Here is a 26,095-nt window from a genome sequence, read left to right as displayed (position 1 = left end):
ATATGACGTCCACTGAGAACATTGCGCTAAGCGTAAACAAGCTATCGCTCTGGTACGGCGAGCGCCAGGCGCTGAACGCTATCGATCTGCAGATCCCGAAAAACCGCATTACGGCGCTGATTGGACCATCCGGCTGCGGAAAGTCCACGCTGCTGCGCTGTTTTAACCGTATGAACGATATGATTAGCGGCTGCCGAACCGAAGGCGAAATCCTGCTTGATCGGCTGCCGGTAATGCAGGCAGGGCAGGATCTGCCTGCCCTGCGGCGGCGCATCGGCATGGTGTTTCAGCGCCCTAATCCGTTTCCCAAATCGATTTATGAGAACGTGGTGTATGGCCTGCGTCTGCAGGGAGTGCGCGACCGCCGGGTTTTAAATGAAGCGTGCGAACGCGCACTGCGCGCGGCGGCGCTCTGGGGGGAGGTGAAAGATCATCTGGCGCAGAACGCGCTGACGCTCTCCAGCGGCCAGCAGCAGCGGCTGGTGATCGCCCGGGCAATTGCCATTGAGCCAGAAGTGCTGCTGCTGGATGAGCCCACCTCCGCGCTCGACCCTATCTCTACGCTGGTGATTGAGGAGCTGATGACCACGCTGAAGGCGCATTTCACGCTGGTACTGGTGACGCATAATATGCAGCAGGCGGCCCGCGTGTCTGATTACACCGCGTTTATGCATCAGGGACAGCTGATTGAGTTCGGCGACACCGATCGGATTTTCACCGCACCCGGCGTGCGCCGCACCGAAGAGTACATCACCGGCCGGTTTGGTTAACGCCGGTTACCGGGGCGTTATTGCGTTCTAACCCAGGGGCGCATAAATGCGCCCCCTACGGGGGCTAGGAGATGGGCGCATTCATGCGCCCCTGACATACCTACGGGGCGTACCCTTCTGCGGGCAGAGGCTGACCATCCAGCCATGCTTTGCCTTTGCGCATCACCAGCCGGCCATCCATAAACCAGCTAATGGCCAGCGGATAGATGGCATGCTCCTGATGCTGCACGCGTGCCGTTATTTCTGCTTCATCATCACCGGGAAAAATCGGTACCCGCGCCTGCAGAACGACCGGGCCACCATCCAGCTCATCGGTGACAAAATGCACCGACGTGCCGTGCTCTTTATCACCGTTCTCCAGCGCCTGGCGATGGGTATGCAGGCCAGGATACTTTGGCAGCAGGGAAGGGTGGATATTCAGCAGGCGATCGTGATAGTGCGCAACAAAGGCGCTGCTGAGGATGCGCATATACCCTGCCAGCACCACCAGATCGGGCTCAAAGGCGTCTATCTCCTGCATCAGCTGGCGATCAAAAGCTTCGCGATCGGGGAAGTCGCCGGGCGACAACGCCAGGCCCGGCACGCTCGCCTGCTGCGCACGCGTCAGGCCGTAAGCGCTCTCTTTATTACTGAAAACGGCAGCAACGCTGCCGTTGATCCGCCCGCTGGCGCAGGCGTCAAGGATGGACTGAAGATTGCTGCCGTTGCCGGAGATCAGTACAACCAGTTTTTTCATGAATTGATAACCACACGCTCTGCGGAATCAGACGCCTTAATAACGCCGATTTTCCACGCCTGCTCACCGGCATCCTGCATCAGCTGTACCGCTTTGTCTGCTTCATCCGGGCTGAGGGCAATCACCATGCCGACGCCGCAGTTAAAGGTGCGATACATCTCATGGCGGCTGACATTCCCCGCCTGCTGCAGCCAGCTGAACACCGCCGGCCACTGCCAGCTCTGCTCATCCAGTACCGCCTGCGTATTGTCAGGCAGCACGCGTGGGATGTTTTCCCAGAAGCCGCCGCCGGTAAGGTGGGCAATGGCGTGCACATCAACCTGCTCAATCAGGCTCAGGATATTTTTTACATAGATGCGGGTCGGGGCCAGCAGGTGATCGGCCAGCGATTTACCTTCCAGCTGCTCGCGTTCCGGATCGGTGGCGCTGACTTCCAGAATCTTGCGTACCAGCGAATAGCCGTTGGAGTGCGGGCCGCTTGCCCCCAGGGCAATCAGAACGTCACCATCCTGAACTTTACTGCCGTCGATGATCTCCGATTTCTCCACCACGCCGACACAGAAGCCAGCGACATCATAATCTTCGCCGTGATACATGCCCGGCATTTCCGCCGTCTCTCCGCCTACCAGCGCACAGCCTGACTGCAGGCAGCCTTCGGCAATACCGGTGATCACCGCAGAGGCGGTATCAACGTCCAGTTTGCCGGTAGCGTAGTAGTCGAGGAAGAACAGCGGCTCGGCGCCCTGTACCACCAGATCGTTCACACACATCGCAACCAGATCGATGCCGATACTGTCGTGACGCTTAAGATCCATCGCCAGGCGCAGTTTAGTACCGACGCCATCCGTTCCCGAAACCAGCACCGGCTCGCGATATTTCTGCGGCAGCGCACACAGCGCGCCAAAGCCGCCCAGTCCACCCATCACTTCCGGGCGGCGGGTTTTCTTTACTACGCCTTTAATACGGTCAACCAGATCGTTACCAGCATCAATATCAACACCGGCGTCTTTGTAGCTGAGAGAGGTTTTGTCGGTCACTGCGGAATCCCCACGCGATTGCGATTGGTGGCAAAAATTAAGCGCGGCAATTCTAACAGCGCAGGCAAACGTTTGCGAGTCTGATCTCACGCCCGATATTCGTTATGTCAGATTTTCGCGATTCCGCTATTCTCAGGACAGGCAGCCATCCCCCTGCGCAATCCGCTGTGGCGCAAAAGCAAAAAGGCGGTATAATCCGGCGATTTTTTTTTAGCTCAACTCAATTCCGGGAGAATAATCATGAAAATCGTGGAAGTCAGACACCCGCTGGTTAAACACAAACTGGGCCTGATGCGTGAGCATGATATCAGCACCAAACGCTTTCGCGAGCTGGCCTCGGAAGTGGGCAGCCTGCTGACCTATGAAGCCACCGCCGATCTTGAAACCGAACGCGTAACGATTGAAGGCTGGAACGGCCCGGTTGATGTTGATCAAATCAAAGGTAAAAAAATTACCGTCGTTCCTATTCTGCGTGCCGGTCTTGGCATGATGGAAGGGGTACTGGAGCACGTGCCGAGCGCGCGTATCAGCGTGGTGGGTGTCTACCGCGATGAAGAGACGCTGGAGCCGGTGCCCTATTTCCAGAAGCTGGTCTCTAACATCGAAGAGCGCATGGCGCTGGTCGTCGATCCGATGCTGGCGACCGGTGGCTCAATGATTGCCACCATCGACCTGCTGAAAAAAGCGGGCTGCAGCAGCATCAAGGTGCTGGTACTGGTAGCGGCCCCGGAAGGTATTGCCGCGCTGGAGAAAGCGCATCCGGACGTTGAGCTGTACACCGCGTCAGTCGATCAGGGGCTGAATGAGAAAGGCTATATCATTCCTGGTCTCGGCGATGCCGGCGATAAGATCTTCGGAACGAAGTAATGTTTACTCCGGGCTGTTTTGCTGGTCGCGTTGCCTTCGGGCAGTGCCCGAAACCGCTGCCTGCGCCGGTACGTTCCGCGCTGGCCGTGAGCCCAATGCCGCCGGCAACGCCCGGCCTGCAGCTGCAGGCAGAATATGCATTAGCATTTTTAAGAAATAGTATTTGAGCAGCCGACCAGAGAGTCGGCTTTTTTTTAACAAAAAAACAGTAATTAACCGCCTGTCATACAGGAAGGGAAGGGGATAAGATGACGAGACGTGCCATTGGGGTGAGCGAACGCCCGCCGCTGCTGCAAACCATTCCACTCAGCCTGCAGCATCTGTTTGCGATGTTTGGTGCCACGGTGCTGGTGCCGATCCTGTTTCATATTAACCCGGCGACCGTGCTGCTGTTCAACGGCGCTGGTACGCTGCTCTATCTGTTTATCTGCAAAGGTAAAATTCCTGCCTATCTCGGCTCCAGCTTCGCCTTTATTTCACCGGTACTGCTGCTGCTGCCGCTGGGTTACGAAGTGGCGCTGGGCGGCTTTATCCTCTGCGGTCTGCTGTTCTGCATTGTGGCGCTGATTGTGAAAAAAGCGGGCACCGGCTGGCTGGACGTGATGTTTCCACCCGCCGCGATGGGCGCTATTGTCGCCGTGATCGGGCTGGAGCTGGCAGGCGTGGCGGCCAATATGGCGGGCCTGCTACCGGCGGAAGGTACGGCACCGAACAGCACCACCGTACTGATCTCCATGGTGACGCTGGCGGTTACGGTGTTTGGCTCCGTGCTGTTTCGCGGTTTTCTTGCCATCATCCCGATTCTGATTGGTGTGCTGGTGGGCTATGCGCTCTCCTCAATGCTGGGCATTGTTGACTGGCGCAGCGTGGAAAACGCGCCCTGGTTTGCGCTGCCAACCTTCTACACGCCGCGCTTTGAGTGGGCGGCTATGCTGACCATTCTGCCTGCCGCGCTGGTGGTGATTGCCGAACACGTCGGGCATCTGGTCGTGACGGCAAATATTGTGAAAAAAGATCTGATCCGCGATCCGGGGCTGCACCGCTCTATGTTCGCCAACGGCCTCTCGACCATGTTCTCCGGCTTTTTTGGATCAACGCCCAATACCACCTATGGCGAAAACATCGGCGTCATGGCGATCACCCGCGTTTACAGCACCTGGGTTATTGGCGGGGCGGCGATTTTTGCCATTCTGCTCTCCTGCGTGGGCAAGCTGGCGGCAGCGATTCAGGCGATCCCGGTGCCGGTGATGGGCGGCGTATCGCTGCTGCTGTATGGCGTGATCGGCGCCTCCGGTATTCGCGTGCTGATTGAATCAAAAGTGGACTACAACAAAGCGCAGAACCTGATCCTGACCTCGGTGATCCTGATCATCGGCGTGAGCGGTGCCAAAGTCCATATCGGTGCGGCAGAGCTGAAAGGCATGGCGCTGGCCACGCTGGTCGGCGTTGCGCTGGCGCTGATTTTCCGCGTTATCAATATTTTACGTCCGGAAGAGGTGGTGCTGGAGGCGCAGGAGCATCAGGATCGCTAAGCGCAGCCGCCGGGCAGGGACGCCTGGTTCATCTCTGCAGAGGATCGTGATAAACTTGCGCCGTTTTCTGCCCGCTCACTTGCTGAGGTACTTCTGAACACGCCGGCACAGCTCTCACTGCCACTCTACTTACCTGATGATGAAACCTTTGCCAGCTTCTGGCCAGGGGACAATCCGTCGCTGCTTGCCGCACTGCGCGGCGCACTGGCGCAGCAACACGGCAGCTATCTCTACTTCTGGTCGCGCGAAGGCGGTGGACGCAGTCACCTGCTGCACGCGGCGTGCGCTGAAATGTCTGCCCGCGATGAAGCGGTAGGCTATGTGCCGCTGGATAAGCGGACCTGGTTTGTGCCGGAGGTGCTGGAAGGCATGGAGAATCTGGCGCTGGTCTGCATCGACAATATTGAGTGTATTGCCGGGGAAGCGGAGTGGGAAATGGCGATATTTGACCTTTATAACCGCATTCTTGAAACCGGTAAAACCCGCCTGCTGATCACCGGCGATCGGCCGCCGCGCCAGCTCAGTCTTGGCCTGCCCGATCTGGCCTCCCGTCTCGACTGGGGACAAATCTATCGTCTGCAGCCGCTCTCAGATGAGGATAAATTACAGGCGCTGCAGCTGCGTGCCGGGCTGCGCGGTTTTGAACTGCCGGAAGATGTCGGGCGTTTTCTGCTGAAGCGTCTCGATCGTGAAATGCGCACGCTGTTTGAAACGCTGGATCGTCTCGATCGCGCCTCTATCAGTGCCCAGCGCAAACTGACGATCCCGTTTGTTAAAGAGACGCTCGGACTCTGACGTTATCCTTTCTGATACTGCCGGAAACGCCGCTGCAGCTCACGCAGTTGATCGATACGCGCGTCATAACGCGCCTGCTTCAGGCTGCCAAGCGGCACCTGTGCGCTGGCGCTGCCCAGCGCGGTAATGGCCTGATCGAGCTGGCCGCTGAGCGCCAGGCTCTCCGCCCGCGCTGACAGCTCTTCATCGCGTAATCCCTGCGCCGCCGACGCCTGCGCCAGCAGATCCCAGGCGTTAAGATCGTCCGGATGGGCAAAGGTATAGCGGTTAAGAATGCGGCTGGCGCTGGCGGGCTGTTTCGCTTCCACATAAGCGTTAGCCAGGTTGAGCTGCAGCACCGGATTAGTGCCGCCGCCGCGGGCGCTGCTCAGCATGGCGATCGCCTGCTGCGGCTGGTTGAGCCCCAAATCGATATCGGTCATCAAATCAAGAAACCAGACGTTGTCCGGCTGTTTCGCCAGCAGCGGCGCCAGCGTACGTTTAGCATTCGCAAAATCTTTGGCCTGCAGAAACTGCACCGCTTTGCCATACTGCGCGGCCTGCTGTTCACGCAGATTGCCTTTCGCATACTCATTCAGCAGATCGTCGGTGAGCTGATTGCGGCCGGTAGGATACATGCCAAGCACACGCACCTTCGCCATATAGAAATCCTGCGACGACTGTACCACCACCGGACGCATCTGGTTTGCGCGGTTGCGCGCGTCAGAGAGACGGCTGTCAGGCAGCGGGTGCGTCAGCAAAATTTCCGGCGGGCGGGAGGAGAAGCGCGTCTGGTCGGCAAGCTTTTCCAGGAAAGCGGGCATCGCCTGCGGATCAAAACCGGCACGCTGCAGCACCTGAATACCGATGCGATCCGCCTCCTGCTCATTACCCTGCGTAAAGCTGATAATGCCCTGCCGGGTGCCCGCCAGCGTACCGGTCAGCGCCGCCATTCCCGCCTGCGGATTTGCCATCGCCAGCAGAATAGAACCCAGCGCGCCAACCCAGGTCAGCGGCGCGCTGCGTTTCTGCTCCTCCATGGCGCGCGCCAGATGGCGCTGCGTCACGTGTGAAATCTCATGCGCCATCACCGAGGCGAGCTGGCTCTCATTATCGGTATAGCGGAACAGTGAAGCGTGCAGCACCACGTTGCCGCCAAAAAAGGCAAAGGCGTTGAGCTCGTCATTCTGGATCAGGAAAAAGTGAAACGGCGTGCGCACTGAACCGGCGTGCGCGACCAGACGCTGCCCCAGCTCATTAATGTACTGGTTCAGCAGCGGATCCTGAATCAGTGGCGCGCTGGCCCGCAGCTGGCGCACGTAAAAATCGCCCATCTGCAGTTCCTGATTAATCGATAGCGTGGAACCCGCCGTCGTGCCGATGTCGGGCAGATTATCACTGAGGTCGGCGCGTGCGCTGAAGGCGGGCGTCAGCAGCAGCGCAGGAATGAGGGTAGCCAGTACGGAGATACGCAGTCGGTTTAACATGCCTCGATCCTGATGATGCTCATCTGTCGCCGGACAGAAGAGAGGGTAAATGTTCGATGTGAATCGGGTTTTCTGCTCTGTCGTTATCTTAACCGCAGGGCGCCGGGTTGCAAAGAGAGCGGTCGCAGAAGCGCAAAACAGAGCGTGGAGAGCGATGAGTCGCTGATTTGCCGCAAAAAACTGAACAGTAATGCAGCGACAGGCATAAGGTTATGCTGCGATAAATTCAAAGTTACGTAAAGTTGCTCAAAAATATTGAATCTGGCATGGATTTTTCCAGGTATTCTCTGAAAAACAGAGCTGGCCCGGCCTTAACTATCACTCTGTTCCATCAGCTTTTTTTATCATCAGCGTTGAATAAAAACGGACCTTAACAGAAATCGATGGTCAGGATTGAGCCGTTCGTCAACCCGGCCAGTAAGCATAAGTAAACCGATTTCCCGGCCATCTTATTCTGCAGCGCTGGCGCGCTGACCATCGAATTCCCTGTTTAATCAGCACCGCTAATTATGCTGCGCGCAACTAAAGCGTGGTTACACCGCGCCGCTCAGCCACGCCGTTCCGCATACGCTGTGGTATAGATAAGGCACTTTTTTCCCTATGGACTGTTAATACACGTGCCGTGTATGCCGGAGAGTATGTATGCGTTCAGCAGTAAGCTATGCCCTGATTGCTGTTCTGGGAGGCGTGGTCGGAGCAGGAATAATTAAAGGAGACGACCTTTACCAGCGTGTAGCGAAACATTTTACCGCTGAGCCTGCCGATCCCGAAGGATTCTGGAGCACGCCCGCCATTGAAGGCTATGGCAAAATTCATTACGAAGCGGATGCCGCATTTAAGCCGGTGGCCGGCCTGAGCAATAAGGTGGTTTTCCAGCTCACCAAAAATGAGGGTGACATCAAACGTCCTAACCTCGGGCTGGAGCGGGTTGCGCGCGTGGTTAACCTCTACGTTGCCTCCGGCGTTCCTGTTGATCAGCTGGAATTTGTTGTCTCCATGACCGGCGATGCGACGCCTGCCACGCTGGATGACAGCCACTTCAGACAGTTTTATGGTGTCGATAACCCTAATCTGCCGCTGATCAATGCGCTGAATAAGCTGGGCGTAAAAGTGTCCGTATGCGATCAGTCTGTTGCCTTTCACCACTATCCCAGTGCCTGGATCGATCGTTCAGTGATCCATGCGCTCTCCAGCCCGACTACGGTCTCCACGCTGGAAAATCAGGGCTATGCCCTTTTGCAGATGTAATCGTTTCGGTTAAGGAGAAACAGAATGCGTGTAGCGTCTTATATTGTTATCGCCGCGCTGGCAGGCTTTGTCGGCGGCAATGTGTTACAGCTTCCTGAGCTGGTGGATAAGGTCAGCGGTAAATTCGCCGATAAAAAAGCGGAGCCTGCTGACTTCTGGAGCACGCCGGCAATCGCCGGCTATGGCAAAATTCACTTCGTGAACACGCCTGACTACAACCCGGCAATGACGCCGGGGCTGAGCAATAAAATTGTGTTTCAGATCAACCGCAGCGAAGGCGATATCCACCAGGCTAACCTGGGCCTTGAGCGCGTGGCGCGCGTGACCAACCTCTATTATGCTGCGGGCGTGCCGCTTAATCAGTTAAACTTTGTGGTCTCTATCAACAGCGATGCCGTACCGGCTGCGCTGAACAACGAGCAGTTTCATAAGGCGTACGGTTTTGATAACCCGAACCTGAAACTGATCGATGAGCTGAAAAAAGCGGGCGTTAAAGTCACTATCTGCGACCAGTCCGTGGCGTTTCACCAGCTGCAGCGTGACTGGATCGATACCCGCGTGACCCATACGCTCTCCAGCGGCACGACGGTCGCCACGCTGCAGAATGAAGGATACGCCTTTTTGATGCTGTAACATGCGCTGACAGCGGTGCAGGCCGCTGTCACTTCTCTGCCTCCCTCCGCAAACCGATCCAGCGTAAAACAGAGTTCTGTTGCCAGAGCAGCAGGATGATCCGTGCTGAAACGACCTGAGCGGTGTACACTTGTCTCTCTTTCATAACAACAAGTGACCCCCTCAATCACCACAGCGTCAGGCACGTAAATCTATGAAGCAACCTATCCGCGCGGCGGCGTTATGCTGACGCGAATCCGGCCCAAAACTGACCTGCGAACGCTGATCGCGCTGCTGGCAATAATCAGTATTGTCATCACGCTGGCGAACACGCTTTATGCGACCTGGCGCGTGCAGCGTATGGTGCTGATTGAAACCACGCTGGAGGCCAACCGCGCCTATGCGACCAAGCTGGCGACCACCACGGAACTTTTCTTTCAGCAGGCACAGTCGCAGCTGCACTTCAGCGCTAATTTGCTGGGCCAGGCGTTTGATGATGAAGCACTTGCGCAGCAGGAAGTGAATCGCCTGCGTGAGCAGACCAGCAGTTTTAACTCCGTCGCGGTGGTGGACAGTAACGGCATCGTTAAAGCGATCTCACCGGAATCCCTGACGCTGAAAGGCATGCAGCTCACCAGTCAGGCGTCACGGGAAGCGCTGTCGCAGCGGCAGCCGCTGGTCAGCCGGGCAGTGATTTCGGCCGCAAACAACCTGATCGTGTTTGTTTCATGGCCGATCTGGAATAGCGAAGGACGCTATCTGGGTTACGTGGGCGGCACGCTCTATCTGAAGAAAAAAAGCATCCTGAATGCGCTGCTGGGCGAGCAATATTATCGCGACGGGACGCAGGTCTTTGTTCTGGACCGCAACAATCAGGTGCTGTATCACCAGAACAGCCAGCTGGTGGGTAAAAGCGTGCCGGCGATTATCAGCGAACGCGAGCGGGCGGAGCGCAGCAGCGGCACCGCGCAGATCACAGAGAACAGCAGCAATAAGCTGATTGGCTACGCTGTGGTGCCCGGTACCGGCTGGATGGTCGTGGCACTTAAGCCTGCGGCGCTCACGCTGGCACCGCTTGCCGGTCTGCTGCTGAACGTGCTGAAAAACTCAGTGCCGTTTGCGCTGCTGACGCTGCTGGTAGCGATCGTGCTGGCGCGGCTGATCGCGCTGCCGCTCTGGCAGCTGTCGCGGAAAGCCAGCCAGATGGATACGCAGGGGGTGTCGGCAGAAATCGGCGGCATCCGTGCGTGGTACTTTGAGGCGGCGCAGGTAAAGCGGGCGCTGCTGACCGGTATCGGACTGGTACAGGATAAAATCGGCCGGCTTAACTCAGAAGTACAAAGCGATCCTCTGACGCAGCTGCTCAACCGGCGAGGATTGCACGCCGTGCTCGACTATTTTGAGGCGATGCAGCAGCCATTTGCCGTGCTGGCGCTGGATATCGACCACTTTAAACGGGTAAATGATAATTTTGGCCACGGCGCGGGTGATAACGTCATTAAGCAGGTCGCGCAGACGCTGCGCAGCAACGCCCGTCAGACGGATGTAGTCTGCCGTAACGGCGGCGAAGAGTTTCTGATGCTGCTGCCGGCTACCACGGTCGAAGAGGCGCGGGTTATCGCCGAGCGGGTGCGCGTCAGCATTGCGGAGAGCTGGATCGATCCGCCCGGCCATATCACGCTCTCGGTGGGCATCGCCTGCTGGCAGCCGCAGCAGGGCACGCAGGAGGAGAGTCTCCGGCAGGCGGATGCGGCGCTCTATCAGGCCAAGCACGCCGGACGAAACTGTGTGATGATTGCCGGCCATAACGCACTGGTCAGCAGCATTATACGCTGATATGCGGATCGATAAGCGGGCGGCAGCGTGCCGTGCCGGGGCAGTAAAAGGATAAGGTTGATGTTGTCTCTGTTGTTTCATTGGTACAAGCGTCGCTTCAGCGATCCGCAGGCGATTGGCCTGCTGGCGATCCTGCTGGCGGCGTTCTGCATTCTGTTTTTCTTTAGCGGGCTGCTGGCGCCGCTGCTGGTGGCGCTGGTGCTGGCTTATCTGCTGGAGTGGCCCGTAGTGCGGCTGCAGCGTATCGGCTGCAGCCGCAGCTGGGCAACCAGCATCGTGTTAATACTCTTCGCCGGCATTCTGCTGGTTATGGTACTGATAGTGGCGCCGGTTGCCTGGCAGCAGGGCATTAACCTGACGCGCGACCTGCCCAACATGCTCAATAAACTCTATATCTCAGCGGCTGCGCTGCCACAGCGTTTTCCGGCGCTGGTGGATGCAGGCATTATCGATATCATCGTAGAAAATCTGCGCAGCCGCCTGACCGGCCTGGGTGAATCCCTGGTGCGCTATTCGCTGGCCTCGCTGGTCGGTCTGATGACGCTGATGATCTATCTGGTGCTGGTCCCGCTGATGGTGTTTTTCCTGCTGAAAGATAAAGAGCAGATGCTGAATGCGGTGCGGCGCGTGCTGCCGCGTAATCGCGGGCTGGCGGGCACGGTATGGAAAGAGATGAATCAGCAAATCACCAACTATATTCGCGGCAAAGTGCTGGAGATGGTGGTGACAGGCGTCGTCAGCTGGATCGCCTTTTTAGTGCTGGGGCTCAATTACGCGCTGCTGCTGGCGGTGCTGGTGGGCGTTTCGGTGCTGATCCCTTACGTGGGCGCGCTGGCCGTTACGCTGCCAGTCATTGGCGTCGGGCTGTTTCAGTGGGGGCTTAGCAGCGATTTCTGGACGCTGATGGTGGTGTATCTGGTGATCCAGGCGCTGGATGGCAACGTACTGGTGCCGGTGCTGTTTTCAGAAGCGGTAAATCTGCATCCGCTGGTGATTATTCTCTCCGTGGTCATTTTTGGCGGACTGTGGGGCTTTTGGGGCGTATTTTTTGCTATTCCGCTGGCCACGCTGGTAAAAGCGGTTGTACGCGCCTGGCCGGAAACCACGCCGGAACGGCAGATCGCAGAGTAAGAAATAGCGGGAAGCGGTGCGTAGCAAAGGCGCACCGCTTTTGATCAGGCAGACTTCACGTAATCAAGCACGATATCGTGATGGTCTGCGGTTTTAAAGCTGTCGAACACCTTTTCCACTTTACCATCCTGACCAATCAGGAAACTGATGCGGTGGATGCCGTCGTAGCTTTTGCCCATAAATGACTTCTCACCCCAGACGCCAAACTGCTCGCACACCCGGTGATCTTCATCAGAAAGCAGCGTGAAATTCAGCAGCTCTTTCTCAACAAAACGGGACAGTTTTTCCGGCTTGTCGGTGCTGATACCCAGTACCTCTACGCCCGCTTTTTTCAGCTCGTCCATGTTGTCACGCAGGCCGCAGGCCTGAGTAGTACAGCCTGGCGTCATCGCTTTCGGGTAGAAATAGACCAGAACACGCTGTCCCTGGAAGTCGGCCAAATTTACTTGTTCGCCATCCTGATCGGGCAAGCTAAATTTCGGTGCGGTATCACCGGCTTTCAGTGGATTCATCACAACTCTCCGTTTTTTGTTCATGCTGCGGGTATGACACCCGGCAGTGCCTGCTGGCTGGCCGGACGTTTACCTCAGGGTTATTTCACAACACGTTATGCTGCTGCAACAGAGTGTGTGGCGAAATAACCCGGAGCCTGATTACAGGACATTGCTGCTGTCGTCGGTGACACTATAGAGGCGAATTGAGCCTTGTGCATGCAGTTCTTCACACAGCTGATTAAACGCCTGCTCTATCGGTGCGCTTACCCGGTTTGCCGGACTGTGTGCTGTCATCTGAATATAGAGTACCGGCTGTTCATTGTCCTGAGCCGGGTTAATACGCGACACCAGCTCAGCGATATTCAGCTGATGTTTATCGAGCAGATCGGTAAAGCGCTCAATGATGCGTGGCGAATCCGGCACTTCTACCTGAATCCGGACCGTCACCGGCATCGGTGGCGTCGCGCGCGCGTTCGTGCGCTTCATTACGATCAGCAGCTCCAGCTCAGCGCCTTTCATGGGCAGCGTGGATTCAATCAGCGTAATGGCGTTCCAGCTGCCGGAAAGCAGCATAATAAAGGTGAACTCATCGCCGAGCATCGCCAGACGGCTATCTTCTATATTGCAGCCGCAACTGCTGACGTGGCGGGTAATGGCGTTAACGATACCCGGACGATCGACGCCAAGAGCAGTGATGACCAGATGATGCGGCTGTGGCTGCGACAAAATGAGTTTTCCTGTACGTTCGCTAATAACTATAAGGTAAACATAAAAAAAACTGCTGACAAGCGCGGGAATGGGCTGGCTCGCTTGCTTTTCTTTGAAGGTAAAACGTAACATGAGGCACTTGTTTGTCGAGGGGATAGCCCATGTTCACCGGAAGTATTGTTGCACTCATTACGCCTATGAATGACCAGGGCCAGGTTTGCCGCCCGAGTCTGAAAAAACTGATTGATTATCATGTCGCCAGCGGAACCGCAGCGATCGTTTCTGTTGGCACCACCGGCGAATCTGCAACGCTCAGCCATGAAGAGCATGGTGACGTGGTGATGCAAACCCTGGAGCTGGCCGATGGCCGTATTCCGGTTATCGCCGGAACGGGCGCTAACGCCACTGCCGAAGGGATCTCTCTGACAAAACGCTTTACCGGCACCGGCGTGGTCGGCTGCCTGACCGTGACGCCTTATTACAATCGTCCGACTCAGGAAGGGCTTTACCAGCACTTCAAAGCGATTGCGGAAAGCACCGATCTGCCGCAGATGCTCTATAACGTTCCGTCGCGTACCGGCTGCGATATGCTGCCGGAGACCGTGGCGCGCCTGGCTGAAATTAAAAATATTACCGGTATTAAAGAAGCGACCGGGAACTTATCGCGGGTTTCACAGATCCAACAGCTGGTTGGTGACGAGTTCATTATTGTCAGCGGCGATGATGCCACTGCGCTGGATTCTATGCAGCTGGGCGGCAAAGGCGTCATTTCTGTCACCGCTAACATTGCGGCGCGTGAAATGGCTGAACTCTGTGCGCTGGCGCAGGAAGGCAAATTTGCCGAAGCGCGTCACCTGAATCAGCGTCTGATGCATCTGCACCAGACGCTTTTCTGTGAGCCCAATCCTATTCCGGTAAAATGGGCCGCAAAACAGCTGGGATTGATCGCGGATGACACGCTGCGCCTGCCAATGACGCCGCTGACCAGCGCGGGCCAGGAAAAAACGGCGCAGGCACTTATCAAAGCGGGTCTGCGTTAATTTAGGGAGAATCAATGAGTTTTTCAGTTAAGCGCTCGACGCTGGTAACGGTAGCAGGTCTCTCCACTCTGATGCTGCTGACAGCCTGTTCCAGCGATCAGCGTTACAAGCGCCAGGTAAGCGGCGATGAGTCCTATCTTCAGACGCCTGAACTGCGCGATCTGAACGCGCCGGCAGGGGCAATACTGCCGATACAGAACGGCGACTATGAGGTTCCGCATCGCGTAGCTAATGGCGCGCTGGGTAAAGCACTCGATATTCGTCCGCCGGCGCAGCCGCTGGCGCTGATGAACGGTACGCGCGCGCAGTTCACCGGTAATACCGGCGTACTGGCGCTGGAAAGCAGTCGCGGTTCTATCTGGTCACAGGTGGTCAACGTGGTGCAATCCTACAAGTTCCCGATTGCCCAGCGTAACGATGCCGGGCAGCAGCTCACCACCGACTGGGTGCAGTGGAACCGCGCAGATGAAGATAATCAGTATCGCGGCCGCTATCAGATCAGCGTGCAGAATCAGGGGTATCAGCAGGTCCTGACGGTGCGTCTGCTTGAGCTGCAGCAGCAGGGTGAGACGGTGACGTCACCGGCACAGGTTCAGCGCTATACCGGCCAGATGCTCAACGATCTCAGTACCGGTCTGGATAAGATCGATACTGCCAGTCAGGATGCTGCCGCCGGACGTGCGACCGGACAGATCGACGTCCAGAGCGGTGCAGATGAAACCGGCCTGCCGCTGCTGATCCTGCGCTCGCCGTTTAACGTCACCTGGCAGCGACTGCCGGCGGCGCTGCAGCGTGCTGGCATGGAAGTGACGGATGACAACCGTTCGCAGGGCAGTCTGAAAGTGACCTATAAGCAGCCGGGCAGCAGCGCGTTTGACGCGATTGGCGCCAAAGATCCGGAGCTGCCGAACGGTGACTATAAGCTGCAGGTAGGCGACCTTGATAACCGCAGTAGTCTGCAGTTTATCGATCCTAAGGGTCACGTGCTGACCCAGGCGCAGAACGATGCGCTGGTGGCCGTCATGCAGGGCGCACTGAATAAATAATTGTGTAAAGGCCGGAGATTCTCCGGCCTTTTTGTTTTGATTTTGGCATAATGGCGCCCGGCGAGGTAAACGATTGCGTCACGCAGTCGTCGCGCGGTGGAACACCGCTGAACACGGGTTATTTCATGTCTGGAGTTAACAAGATGCAAAAGCGAGCTGAGTTGTATCGCGGTAAAGCGAAAACCGTATACAGTACCGACAATCCGGATTTGCTGGTACTTGAGTTCCGCAACGATACATCAGCAGGAGACGGGGCACGAATCGAACAGTTTGATCGTAAAGGCATGGTAAACAACAAGTTTAACCACTTTATTATGACCAGACTGCAGGAAGCGGGCATTCCTACTCAGATGGAAGCGCTGCTGTCTGATAACGAAGCGCTGGTGAAAAAGCTGGAGATGGTGCCGGTAGAGTGCGTGATCCGCAACCGCGCGGCCGGATCGCTGGTCAAACGCCTTGGGGTGGAAGAGGGCATGCTGCTCAGTCCGCCGCTGTTTGATCTCTTCCTGAAAGATGACGCCAAACATGATCCCATGGTCAACGAGTCTTACTGCGAAACCTTTGGCTGGGTCAGTAAAGCGAACCTGGCGCGTATGCAGGAGCTGACGTATAAAGCCAACGAGGTGCTGAGCAAACTGTTTGATGATGCCGGTCTTATCCTGGTCGATTTCAAGCTGGAGTTTGGTCTGTTTAACGGCGAAGTCACGCTGGGCGACGAGTTCTCACCCGATGGCGCGCGTTTGTGGGACAAAGAGACCATGGACAAAATGGATAAAGACCGTTTCCGTCAGAGCCTCGGCGGCGTCGTGGAAGCGTATGAAGCTGTAGCACACCGCCTCGGGGTCAAACTCGACTAAACCGCATTACGCGGCAGGTGCTATCGGGTCGTCTCTGCAGACGGCCCTTTTTTATATCCGTCATCTGCCTGCCTGCAACGCTGGTGATTATGCCTGGCGCCATCTAAAATCATGCCTATCTGAAGATAAATAAACAGGAGCAGGCCATGCGCTGGCAAGGGCGTCGTGAAAGCGACAATGTGGAAGATCGTCGCGGCGAATCATCAGGTTTTGGCGGTGGCGGGCGACAGATCCGGCTGCCGCGCGGGAAAGGCGGCATTATCCTGCTGGTCGTTGTGGCGGTGGCCGGATATTACGGCTATGACCTTACCGGACTGCTGGGCGGCGGTGGCAGCGCACCGGTGCAGCAGCGCCAGGTGGACTCCGCGCAGGATAACGAGGCGGCGAAATTTACCTCGGTGATCCTCGCGACAACCGAAGATACCTGGGACAAGCTGTTTAAGCAGATGAACAAACAGTATGTGCCACCAAAACTGGTGATGTATCGCGGCGTGACGCGCACCCACTGCGGAACCGGCCAGGCGGCGATGGGGCCGTTTTACTGTCCGGCTGACCAGAGCGTCTATATCGACCTCTCTTTCTATGATGAGATGAAAACCAAACTGGGCGCAGGCGGCGACTTTGCGCAGGGCTACGTCATTGCGCATGAGGTAGGTCACCATGTGCAGAAGTTGCTGGGTATTGAGCCGAAAGTACGTGAAATGCAGCAGGGCGCCAGTGAGAAACAGGTGAATCAGCTGTCGGTGAAAATGGAGCTGCAGGCGGACTGCTTTGCCGGCGTCTGGGGCCACTATATGCAGCAGCAGAACATTCTGGAAGTGGGCGATCTGCAGGAAGCGCTTAACGCGGCCGAAGCGATTGGTGACGACCGCCTGCAGCAGCAGAGCCAGGGGCGCGTAGTGCCGGACAGCTTTACGCACGGCACATCTGAACAGCGCTATACCTGGTTTAAACGTGGTTATGACGGCGGCGATCCGGGCCAGTGCAACACCTTCGCCACTAACTGATGTCCTGTGCGGTTATCACGGCGGCGATGCAGCAGGCAGGCATCCGCTGCTTAGCGGTTATAGCAGGTGATGCAGAGTGGGCGCGCGAGCAGGCCGGTCTATGGCAGCAGGCGCTGCCGGGTGACTGGATCACGCTCAGCAGCGCCTGCGACCTGACGCCGCACGTTGCCCCGACAGCGCTGCGAACGCTGCTGGGACGTGAATTTACCCATGCGCTGTTCGATGCGCGGCACGGCTTTCACGCTGAGGCTTTTGCCGCGCTGGCCGGTACGCTGCGCGCCGGCAGCTGGCTGCTGCTGCTGACGCCGCCGTGGGAGAGCTGGGCGACAGCTGCCGATGCGGACAGCCTGCGCTGGGCCGATGTCGCAGAGCCCATCGCCACGCCCCGTTTTATACATCGCCTGCAGCAGCTGATGCTGAAAGATGACGAGGTGCTGCTGCAGCGCCAGCATCTGCCGGTACGTCAGCCGGCCGCAGGTGTCTGGCCGCGCTGGCAATGCCAGGCGCCACAGCAGCAGGCGGCTATTCTTGCTCAGCTGCAGGCGATCGCTTCCGGGGTGGCGGTGGTTACCGCACCGCGCGGGCGCGGCAAGTCGGCGCTGGCCGGCATGCTGGCACGTAATACAACGCACGCGCTGGTCACCGCTCCGGCGAAGGTGTCAACAGAGGTGCTGGCGCAGTTTGCCGGCGAGCAGTTTTCCTTTATGGCCCCTGATGCGATCCTGCAGCAGCCGATCGATCCGCTGCCTGCATGGCTGATCGTTGATGAGGCAGCCGCGATCCCGGCGCCGCTGCTGCAGCAGCTGGTTGCACGCTTTCCGCGTGTGCTGCTGACCACAACCGTGCAGGGGTACGAGGGCACCGGACGCGGTTTTTTGCTGCGCTTCTGCGCCACCCTGCCTGGCGTTCACTATTTCACGCTGGATGAGCCCCTGCGCTGGTGCGCACAGGATCCACTGGAGCAGTGGCTCAACCGCGCGCTGCTGTTTGAAGAAGCGGACCGCGCCGCGCCGGCATCAGAAATCACGTTATACCGAGCGATGCCGGATGCGCACCCCGCCGCGCTGGAGGCGGGCTATCGTCTGCTGGCAAGCGCGCACTATCGCACTTCGCCGCTCGACCTGCGCCGCCTGCTGGACGCGCCGGGGATGCAGCTCTGGCTGGCTGGCGCAGCAGAGAGCGTGGCCGGTGCCCTGTGGCTGGTTGAAGAGGGCGGACTGGATGCAGAACTGGCGCAGGCTGTCTGGGCCGGCACGCGTCGCCCGCGCGGTAATCTGGTCGCGCAGTCACTGGCGGCACACGCCGGTTTCAGCGCGGCGGCTACGCTGCGCTCTCTGCGTATCAGCCGCATTGCGGTGACGGCCGCCCGCCGTCAGCAGGGCATTGGCCGGGCGCTGGTTTCACAGGCGCGTCACCAGGCCGCCGGCTGTGATTTTCTCTCGGTGAGCTTTGGTTACACGGCTGCGCTGTGGCGCTTCTGGCACGCCTGCGGCTTTACGCTGGTGCGGGTCGGATCGCAGCGTGAAGCGAGCAGCGGCTGCTACGCCGCAATGGCCATCTGCGCACTGACGCCGGCCGGGAAACTGCTGCAGACGCAGGCGGCGCAGCGTCTGGCGCGCGATGCCGTCTGGCTGAACGATCTCATCGATTTGCCACTGCCAGAGGAAGCGGGGCTGTCGCAGGATATTAATGAAGAGGATGTGGTGCTGCTGGCAGGTTTTGCCTGGGCACAGCGCCCGTTCGAGGCGAGCTATGCGGTGCTGCAGCGGCTGGTACGCATACAGCCACAGCCGTTAATGCAGGCCATACTGCTTCAGAAACAGACGCTGAGCGAGGCGGGCAGCAGCGCCGGTCTCAGCGGCCGCAGGGCGGTGGTACAGCGGCTGCGTCAGGAGACGGCTGAGGCGCTTGAACGGCTCGATCCGCAGGCAGCGCAGGCCTGGCAACAGCGGCTGACGTTGTTGCAATAAATCAGCGCTCTTGTTCAAATTTTCCCGGTATCACTCTGCTGGCTGCGGCGTATAGTGAATACAGGAGGTCAGTATGGCTTTACGATATGTTGTTGTTCAGCAGCCGGTGCAGGCTGCTCAGCTTTTTTTGCTTTACCACGGCGCTGATGATAACCCTGATGCGATGGCACAAATTGGCACCTGGTTTGCTGAGGCGTTTCCGGACGCGCAGGTGGTGTCAGTAGGTGCGCCTTATACCGGTAGTGTGCCGCAGGGCCGCCAGTGGTTTATGGACTATCCCGCTCAGGATCGCTCGCCGCAGCAGTGTGTCGATGCGGTCATGCCGCTATTTATCGAGTCTGTCCGGCACTGGCAGCGTACTGCTGGCGTCCGGCCCGAAGCGACGGCGCTGGTCGGATTCTCGCAGGGCAGCACCATGGTTCTGGAGGGCGTCAAAGCGCAGCCGGAGCTGGCGGGACGGGTGGTGGCGTTTAGCGGGCGCTATACCACGCTGCCGGAACGCGCCAGCAGGCGTAATACCATTCATCTTATTCACGGCGACGATGACGAACAGGTACCGCTACAGCATGCTGAAGCGGCGAACCAGCGTCTGACCGAGCTGGGTGGCGATGTGACGCTGGATGTGGTGAACGATCTGCCGCATGCGATAGATGAACGCAGCATGGCGCGGGCGCTGCATCATCTGCGCTATACCATACCGCGCCGCTATTTTGATGAAGCATTGAGCGGCGCCAAACCAAACGACGACGATGTTGTGATGTTTCTGTAGGGGCGGGCGGCATAAATGCCGCCCCTGCAACCAATCCGCCCCCTACAATAACCCGTAGGGGGCGCATTTATGCGCCCCTGATGTTTTTACGCGCCCCTGGCCTATTTTTTCTTTGGCCAGTCATCTTCATCATCCCACTTATCGTTGAAATCACGATGCGGAGGTAAATCCGGCCGGTTATCCATATATTTCTTATGATCGATGCGCTTGAGATCTTTATAGACGTTCATCAGTACGCCCACCATCAGCACAATCACCAGGATCCACCAGTACTCTTTTAACCACTCCATGCCCCGTCTCCTTGTTTATGCGGTCAGGCAATCAGCTGCTCCATAATGCGCTGATACATGCGGCTCAGCAGCTGCAGATCTGACGCTTTGACGCACTCATTGATTTTATGAATTGTGGCGTTAACCGGGCCAAGCTCCACCACCTGCGCTCCCATACGGGCAATAAAGCGTCCGTCGGAAGTGCCGCCCGTGGTCAACAGCTGCGGCTTAATTTCATTATAGTGCGTTACGGCGTTTACCACGGCGTCAACCAGCCTGCCGCGTGACGTCAGGAAAGGCTGTCCGGAAACGGTCCACTCCAGCGTATAGCGCAGCTGATGGCGGTCCAGCAGTTCCGTCACGCGATCTTTAATCATCTGATCGGTCAGCTCGGTGCTGAAGCGAAAGTTAAACTGCACAAAAAATTCGCCGGGAATAACGTTATTGCTGCCGGTACCCGCCTGCACATTCGCAATCTGCATGCTGGTTGGCGGAAAGAATGCGTTGCCCTGATCCCACTCGGTGGCCACCAGCTCATTCAGCGCCGGCATGGCACGGTGTACCGGATTATCCGCCAGGTGCGGGTAGGCGACATGTCCCTGCACGCCGTGCAGCGTCAGGTTTGCGGTCATTGAACCGCGCCGGCCGTTTTTCACCACATCCCCGACGATCTCTGTACTGGAGGGCTCACCCACCAGGCAGTAATCCAGCCGTTCATGACGCGCCATCAGGCGCTCCACCACTTTGACCGTGCCGTTGACCGCGCTGGCCTCTTCATCGGAGGTGATCAGAAACGCCAGGCGGCCCTTGTGCTGCGGATGCGCAGCGACAAAACGTTCAGCGGCGACCACCATCGCTGCCAGCGAGCCCTTCATATCGGCGGCACCGCGCCCAAACAGCATGCCGTCGCGGATAGTGGGCTCAAACGGCGGGTTGATCCAGCGGTTTGCATCACCGGGCGGTACGACATCAGTGTGTCCGGCAAACGCTAAGGTTTCACCGTGACCGCGCGTGGCCCAGACGTTCAGCGTGTCATTAATATGCATCTGCTCAATCTGAAAACCGATCGCCTCCAGGCGGGCGATCAGCAAGGCCTGACAGCCCGCATCATCCGGACTTAGCGAAGGGCGACGGATGAGCTGCTGAGCCAGCTCAATAACCGGACAGAACATGTTATGACTTCTCCTGAATAAAAGCGTGGTAAAGATCGGCGCTGTAGCCCGGCAGCAGGCTGCCATCGGGGGCGGCAAGCAGCGGACGTTTAATGATGGCAGGCTGTGCCAGCATCACGGCGCTGGCGGCATCCTTAATCGCGGCACGTTCTGCTTCCGGCAGCCTGCGCCAGGTGGTACCGCGCGTATTCAGCAGGGCTTCATAGCCAAGCCGATCGATAAAGTGCTGCAGCAGCGCGGCATCCAGTCCATCCGCGCGATAATCGTGAAACCGGTAGTCGATGCCGGACGCGGTTAGTGCATTGCGCGCTTTTTTTACGGTGTCGCAATTTTTGATTCCGTACATCACCCACTGCGCTGTCATAGCTGTTTCCCGTTCTGCAAAAAAATCTGCGCGCGAGTTTACCACAGCGGGGTGCGCGCGGTGAGCGTCAGTGGATATTGCCTGCATTTTTCATCATCTGCGGGCTTTAATCGAAAACGCTAATCAGGGCCAGTAAACGCTTTCATTCAGGTCGTGAAATGCGCTCTGTCTGATTATCTGACCAGTAAGGATTATCTTAATCGCAGAATTGTGCTACCAGGGAAATAAAAAATTATTTTCCAGTACGGACAGCAGCTTGCAGAAATGTGCGTCACGGCACAAAAAAGAAAAATTACAGCTTTTCCCTGCGTTTGCCGATAGTGATAAGAGGTGAAAACGTATTCACCTGCAGAAAAAAAGCGGCGTACAATTGCCATCACAATAAGAGAGGTGGTTATGGTTGAATATGAACTGGGGAACTGGAAAGAATTTATCGAAGCGATGTTACGTAAGTAACGCGTGACGAGGAAAGCAGGGCGTTTCCCCCCTTGCTGCGATTCTGACCACACACATCAATAGAGCCGCCGGGAGTTTCTCCCGGCGGCTTTTTTCATGGCGGCTAATCGTGCGGTTTCTCACGCAGCGGAAAGCGACGCCGGACCAGCACAAAGAACAAGGGTACAAAGAAAATAGCCAGCAGCGTGGCGGTCAGCATACCGCCCAGAACGCCGGTTCCTACCGCGTGCTGACTGCCTGAACCCGCGCCGCTGCTGATCGCCATCGGCAGGACGCCAAACATAAAGGCAAGCGAAGTCATGAGTATCGGACGCAGGCGCTGACGCGCGGCTTCCAGGGTGGCCTCCTGTAACTCACGGCCTTTGCTGTTGATCTCATTCGCAAACTCCACGATCAGAATCGCGTTTTTCGCCGAGAGCCCGATCACCGTCAGCAGCCCGACCTGAAAATAGACATCGTTTTCCAGACCGCGCAGCCATGTTGCCAGCAGAGCACCGACAACACCCAGCGGCACAACCAGCATCACCGAAAAGGGAATAGACCAGCTCTCATAGAGCGCAGCGAGACACAAAAACACCACCAGCAGCGAAACAGCATAGAGCGCCGGGGCCTGCGCACCGGATAATCGTTCCTGATAAGATGCGCCGGTCCACTGGAAGCCTACCCCGAGCGGCAGCTGCGCCACCAGCTTCTCCATCTCATCCATAGCGGTTCCGCTGCTGACGCCGCTGGCCGCTTCGCCAACAATTTCCAGCGAGGCGTAGCCGTTGTAGCGTTCCAGGCGCGGTGAGCCGGTCTCCCAGCGGCTGGTGGCAAACGCAGAGAAGGGCACCATGCCGCCGCTGCTGTTGCGTACGTACCATTTATTGATATCGCCGGGCAGCATACGAAACTCCGGCGCCGACTGCACATAGACCTTTTTAACCCGGCCGCGATCGAGAAAATCATTCACATAGGTCGATCCCCAGGCGGTAGAGAGGGTCTGGTTGATGATGTCCAGCGAGACGCCGAGCGCCTGCGCTTTGCGCTGGTCGATATCGATCTGCAGCTGCGGCGTATCGTCCAGGCCATTATGCCGCACGCGCGACAGCGCCGGATCGGCTGACGCCAGCGCCAGCAGCTTATCGCGCATCTCCATCATCTGTGTGTGCCCGATACCGCTGTGATCCTGCAGCTGCAGGTCAAAGCCCGATGAGCTGCCCATACCGCTGATGGCCGGGGGACTGCTGGCGACCACGCGCGCTTCAGCAATCGCGGTAAACGCGCGGGTGGCGCGCTCAATAATGGCAAAAGAGGTGCGGTCGTCACCGGGGCGTTGATCCCAGGGGGTAAGGCGGACAAACAGCCGCGCCACGTTCTGACCATTGCCGCCAGGCCCGGATCCAATGGTGGCAAACACGGACGTGACGTTCTCTTTTTCCGCCGTAAGGTAGTAACGTTCAACTTTCTCAACCACGCGGGAGGTCTGCTGCAGCGTTGAACCCGGCGGCAGCTGAATCTGCGTCATAAATACGCCGCGATCTTCCAGCGGCAGAAAAGAGGTCGGCAGACGTAAAAACAGAAAAGCCATCAGGCCGATCAGCGCGGCATAGAGCAGTATCCAGCGGCCACTCTGGCGCAGCAGTCGCGCAACGCCCCGTTCGTAGCGCTGAGTGCTGGCGTTAAACACGCGGTTAAACCAGCCGAAAAATCCGCGCTGACCGTGATGTTCACCCTGTTTCAGCGGCTTAAGCAGCGTGGCGCAGAGTGCGGGCGTCAGGATCATGGCCACCAGTACCGACAGCACCATAGCGGAGACAATCGTAATGGAGAACTGGCGATAAATGGCGCCCACCGTGCCACCAAAAAAGGCCATCGGGACAAACACCGCGGAGAGAACCAGCGCAATGCCCACCAGCGCGCCCTGTATCTGGCCCATCGATTTGCGCGTGGCGGCCCGTGGCGATAATCCCTCCTCGCTCATGATGCGCTCAACGTTTTCCACGACCACGATCGCATCATCAACCAGCAGACCAATGGCCAGCACAACGGCAAACATGGTCAGGGTATTAATACTGAAGCCGCAGATATAGAGCACGGTAAACGTGCCCAGCAGCACCACCGGCACCGCGATAGTGGGGATCAGCGTGGCACGAAAATTCTGCAGAAAGAGATACATCACCAGAAACACCAGCAGGATCGCTTCCAGCAGCGTTTTGACGACATCTTTTATTGAGGCCTTAACAAAAGGCGTGGTTTCAAATGCGATTTTAGCTTCAAGGCCGGGGGGAAAATAGTGCGCCAGCTCCGCGACGCGGGCGCGGACCAGCCGGTCAGTATTCATCTCATTCGCGCCGGAAGCCAGCTTAACCCCCAGGCCTGATGCGGGCTGACCGTTATAGCGACTCAGGTAATCATATTTCTCCGCGCCCATGGCGATACTGGCAACATCACCCAGCGTGACAACTGCACCGCTGCCGCTGCTTTTTAAGGTAATGGCGCGAAACTGCTCCGGCGTCTGCAGCATGGATTGCGCGTTGACCGTGGCATTCAGCGCCTGCTTCTCTACCGACGGCAATCCGCCGACCTGGCCTACGGCGACCTGGGTATTTTGTGACTCAATCGCCTGTATGATGTCGGCGGTGGTGAGCGCATAGCGCGTCAGTTTGACGGGATCGAGCCAGATGCGCATAGCGTACTGTGACCCATAGGCATCCACCTGACCGACGCCATCGATGCGGCTGAGCGGATCCTGGATGTTACTGGCAACGTAATCAGCAATATCCTGCTTATCCATGCTGCCATCGGTGGAGACAAACGCAATCATCAGAATGTTGCTGTCGCCGGTTTTATTAACGTTAACCCCTTGCGCCTGAACGGCGGCCGGAAGTTTGCGCAGCGCGCTCTGCAGCTGGTTCTGCACCTGCTGACGCGCCTCATCGGGATCGGTACCGGCGAGAAAGGTCAGGGTAATCTGCACCTGGCCGGTATTGCTGCTGTTAGAGGACATATACATCAGGTTATCGATGCCGGTCATATTCTGTTCGATAACCTGCGTGACGGTATTCTCCAGCGTCCGGGCAGAGGCGCCGGGATAATTGGCCGTGATGCGGACATTGGGCGGAGCGAGATCCGGATACTGCTCAACCGGAAGCGAGGTGATAGCCAGCGTGCCGCACAGACAGAGTAAAATCGCCAGAACCCAGGCAAATACCGGGCGGTCGATAAAAAAGTCCGACATAACTCTGTTACTCCTCAGCGGCAGCTTGTCGTTATTATATGAGCAGCGCACGGCTGGCGCGCTGGCAGGCGAGGCGGGCACACTCTGCAGACGCCTGCCCGCTTTACTTTACGCGGTGTAAATCAGAGAAACGTGGAGTAATTATGGAAGAAATGTAAATGTTGCGCGGCCGAACGGCGGAACCGGTGCCGTACTGCTTTACCTTTCCCGGCAATACAGACATTAATCAGGCTAAACATTAAACAGATTTACCGACAGCCAGGCCTGGTTTGCACAGGCTTGCCAATACTTCTCCTGTCACCCGCTATTTTCTGCCACTCAGGAGATCCTTATGAAACGAGCTATTACCCTCTTTGGTGCGGCCCTGCTTGCCACCGCAAGTTTTTCCACGCTGGCTGCTACGCCGCTGAGCGAGGCGGATGCCCAAAACCTGCAGCCTGCAGGCACCGTATCGGTCAGCGGCGTGCGCGGCACGCTGGATGACGCCACCCGCCAGCTGTCGCAAAAAGCTGAAGAGAGGGGCGCCACACACTTTCGCGTTATTGGCGCACAGAATCCTGGCGACTCCAGCCTCTGGAACGGCAGCGCTGAAATCTATCGCTGATGCGTTACCCGGAGGCTGCACAACCGCGCATCTTCCGGCCCGAATTCCTGCTTTTCTGACGCCATCCTGACCGGTCACGCTGCTGACCG

General features: G+C 57.6%; 25 protein-coding genes. 16 read left to right on the top strand and 9 right to left on the bottom strand.

What is annotated here, in order from left to right:
* Positions 1-2 precede the first annotated feature (2 nt).
* On the top strand, positions 3-770 hold the full coding sequence (pstB, locus tag LAC65_RS11775) for a phosphate ABC transporter ATP-binding protein PstB (RefSeq protein WP_039379558.1): 768 nt from the start codon (positions 3-5) through the stop codon (positions 768-770).
* Positions 771-870: 100 nt separating this feature from the next.
* Here pstB and purN read toward each other — a convergent pair whose 3' ends face one another.
* Both purN and purM read right to left on the bottom strand, forming a co-directional pair.
* A complete protein-coding gene (gene purN / locus LAC65_RS11770) occupies positions 871-1,506 on the bottom strand; it encodes a phosphoribosylglycinamide formyltransferase (protein WP_039379556.1) in 636 nt (211 codons plus the stop codon).
* A complete protein-coding gene (gene purM, locus LAC65_RS11765; RefSeq protein ID WP_039379553.1) occupies positions 1,503-2,543 on the bottom strand; it encodes a phosphoribosylformylglycinamidine cyclo-ligase in 1,041 nt (346 codons plus the stop codon). Before purM ends, purN begins: the two co-directional genes overlap by 4 nt.
* A 240-nt stretch (positions 2,544-2,783) precedes the next feature.
* On the opposite strand from purM, the gene upp reads away from it, so the two are divergent.
* The 3 genes from upp to hda all read left to right on the top strand — a co-directional run bounded on the left by upp (position 2,784) and on the right by hda (position 5,737).
* On the top strand, positions 2,784-3,410 hold the full coding sequence (gene upp / locus LAC65_RS11760) for a uracil phosphoribosyltransferase (RefSeq protein WP_039379551.1): 627 nt from the start codon (positions 2,784-2,786) through the stop codon (positions 3,408-3,410).
* A gap of 248 nt (positions 3,411-3,658) precedes the next feature.
* A complete protein-coding gene (gene uraA / locus LAC65_RS11755) occupies positions 3,659-4,942 on the top strand; it encodes a uracil permease (RefSeq protein ID WP_039379548.1) in 1,284 nt (427 codons plus the stop codon).
* 93 nt (positions 4,943-5,035) lie between these two features.
* A complete protein-coding gene (hda, locus tag LAC65_RS11750) occupies positions 5,036-5,737 on the top strand; it encodes a DnaA inactivator Hda (protein WP_211049497.1) in 702 nt (233 codons plus the stop codon).
* A 2-nt stretch (positions 5,738-5,739) separates the two neighbouring features.
* On the opposite strand, the gene bepA is transcribed toward hda, so the two are convergent.
* A complete protein-coding gene (gene bepA / locus LAC65_RS11745) occupies positions 5,740-7,203 on the bottom strand; it encodes a beta-barrel assembly-enhancing protease (RefSeq protein ID WP_039379543.1) in 1,464 nt (487 codons plus the stop codon).
* 642 nt (positions 7,204-7,845) lie between these two features.
* On the opposite strand from bepA, the gene LAC65_RS11740 reads away from it, so the two are divergent.
* From LAC65_RS11740 to LAC65_RS11725, 4 genes are all read left to right on the top strand, one after another.
* Positions 7,846-8,451, top strand: coding sequence for a DsrE family protein (locus LAC65_RS11740; RefSeq protein ID WP_039379540.1), 606 nt, complete (start codon positions 7,846-7,848; stop codon positions 8,449-8,451).
* Positions 8,452-8,475: 24 nt separating this feature from the next.
* Positions 8,476-9,084 carry a DsrE family protein gene (locus LAC65_RS11735; protein WP_039379537.1) on the top strand — a complete coding sequence of 203 codons (609 nt, stop codon included), beginning with the start codon at positions 8,476-8,478 and terminating at the stop codon, positions 9,082-9,084.
* 222 nt (positions 9,085-9,306) lie between these two features.
* Complete coding sequence (locus LAC65_RS11730) at positions 9,307-10,899, top strand: sensor domain-containing diguanylate cyclase (RefSeq protein ID WP_039379534.1); 1,593 nt, start codon at positions 9,307-9,309, stop codon at positions 10,897-10,899.
* A gap of 60 nt (positions 10,900-10,959) precedes the next feature.
* A complete protein-coding gene (locus LAC65_RS11725) occupies positions 10,960-12,030 on the top strand; it encodes an AI-2E family transporter (RefSeq protein WP_039379532.1) in 1,071 nt (356 codons plus the stop codon).
* A 44-nt stretch (positions 12,031-12,074) separates the two neighbouring features.
* On the opposite strand, the gene bcp is transcribed toward LAC65_RS11725, so the two are convergent.
* On the bottom strand, positions 12,075-12,542 hold the full coding sequence (gene bcp, locus LAC65_RS11720; RefSeq protein ID WP_039379530.1) for a thioredoxin-dependent thiol peroxidase: 468 nt from the start codon (positions 12,540-12,542) through the stop codon (positions 12,075-12,077).
* A 141-nt stretch (positions 12,543-12,683) separates the two neighbouring features.
* Positions 12,684-13,250, bottom strand: a complete 567-nt coding sequence (locus LAC65_RS11715) for a glycine cleavage system transcriptional repressor (protein WP_039379528.1) — start codon at positions 13,248-13,250, stop codon at positions 12,684-12,686.
* Between the two features lie 143 nt (positions 13,251-13,393).
* Between LAC65_RS11715 and dapA the strand changes: the two genes are divergently transcribed.
* The 6 genes from dapA to ypfH all read left to right on the top strand — a co-directional run bounded on the left by dapA (position 13,394) and on the right by ypfH (position 19,921).
* Positions 13,394-14,272, top strand: a complete 879-nt coding sequence (gene dapA / locus LAC65_RS11710) for a 4-hydroxy-tetrahydrodipicolinate synthase (protein ID WP_039379526.1) — start codon at positions 13,394-13,396, stop codon at positions 14,270-14,272.
* A gap of 14 nt (positions 14,273-14,286) precedes the next feature.
* Complete coding sequence (gene bamC, locus LAC65_RS11705; protein ID WP_071667912.1) at positions 14,287-15,318, top strand: outer membrane protein assembly factor BamC; 1,032 nt, start codon at positions 14,287-14,289, stop codon at positions 15,316-15,318.
* Positions 15,319-15,461: 143 nt separating this feature from the next.
* On the top strand, positions 15,462-16,175 hold the full coding sequence (purC, locus tag LAC65_RS11700) for a phosphoribosylaminoimidazolesuccinocarboxamide synthase (protein WP_039385608.1): 714 nt from the start codon (positions 15,462-15,464) through the stop codon (positions 16,173-16,175).
* A gap of 146 nt (positions 16,176-16,321) precedes the next feature.
* A complete protein-coding gene (gene ypfJ / locus LAC65_RS11695) occupies positions 16,322-17,182 on the top strand; it encodes a KPN_02809 family neutral zinc metallopeptidase (protein WP_039379523.1) in 861 nt (286 codons plus the stop codon).
* A complete protein-coding gene (locus LAC65_RS11690; protein ID WP_039379521.1) occupies positions 17,182-19,152 on the top strand; it encodes a tRNA(Met) cytidine acetyltransferase TmcA in 1,971 nt (656 codons plus the stop codon). Before ypfJ ends, LAC65_RS11690 begins: the two co-directional genes overlap by 1 nt.
* 73 nt (positions 19,153-19,225) lie before the next feature.
* Positions 19,226-19,921, top strand: a complete 696-nt coding sequence (gene ypfH / locus LAC65_RS11685; protein WP_039379519.1) for an esterase — start codon at positions 19,226-19,228, stop codon at positions 19,919-19,921.
* A 101-nt stretch (positions 19,922-20,022) separates the two neighbouring features.
* Here ypfH and LAC65_RS11680 read toward each other — a convergent pair whose 3' ends face one another.
* Genes LAC65_RS11680 through LAC65_RS11670 form a run of 3 tightly spaced genes read right to left on the bottom strand, consistent with a single transcriptional unit; the run spans position 20,023 to position 21,726 of the window.
* A complete protein-coding gene (locus LAC65_RS11680) occupies positions 20,023-20,211 on the bottom strand; it encodes a YpfN family protein (RefSeq protein ID WP_039379517.1) in 189 nt (62 codons plus the stop codon).
* A 23-nt stretch (positions 20,212-20,234) separates the two neighbouring features.
* Positions 20,235-21,362 carry a succinyl-diaminopimelate desuccinylase gene (gene dapE, locus LAC65_RS11675; RefSeq protein WP_039379515.1) on the bottom strand — a complete coding sequence of 376 codons (1,128 nt, stop codon included), beginning with the start codon at positions 21,360-21,362 and terminating at the stop codon, positions 20,235-20,237.
* A 1-nt stretch (position 21,363) separates the two neighbouring features.
* Complete coding sequence (locus LAC65_RS11670) at positions 21,364-21,726, bottom strand: ArsC family reductase (protein WP_039385605.1); 363 nt, start codon at positions 21,724-21,726, stop codon at positions 21,364-21,366.
* Positions 21,727-22,122: 396 nt separating this feature from the next.
* Between LAC65_RS11670 and ypfM the strand changes: the two genes are divergently transcribed.
* Complete coding sequence (ypfM, locus tag LAC65_RS18300; protein ID WP_113655867.1) at positions 22,123-22,182, top strand: protein YpfM; 60 nt, start codon at positions 22,123-22,125, stop codon at positions 22,180-22,182.
* A gap of 103 nt (positions 22,183-22,285) precedes the next feature.
* Here ypfM and acrD read toward each other — a convergent pair whose 3' ends face one another.
* The gene (gene acrD / locus LAC65_RS11660; protein ID WP_039379513.1) at positions 22,286-25,402 is read right to left on the bottom strand and encodes a multidrug efflux RND transporter permease AcrD; all 3,117 of its coding nucleotides are present in this window, start codon (positions 25,400-25,402) and stop codon (positions 22,286-22,288) included.
* Between the two features lie 331 nt (positions 25,403-25,733).
* Between acrD and LAC65_RS11655 the strand changes: the two genes are divergently transcribed.
* On the top strand, positions 25,734-26,006 hold the full coding sequence (locus LAC65_RS11655) for a YdgH/BhsA/McbA family protein (RefSeq protein ID WP_039379511.1): 273 nt from the start codon (positions 25,734-25,736) through the stop codon (positions 26,004-26,006).
* Positions 26,007-26,095: the final 89 nt, after the last annotated feature.

It is taken from the genome of Pantoea eucrina (assembly GCF_020079945.1).
Classification (GTDB): domain Bacteria; phylum Pseudomonadota; class Gammaproteobacteria; order Enterobacterales; family Enterobacteriaceae; genus Pantoea; species Pantoea eucrina.
This window is presented reverse-complemented; position numbering and strand designations above follow the sequence as displayed.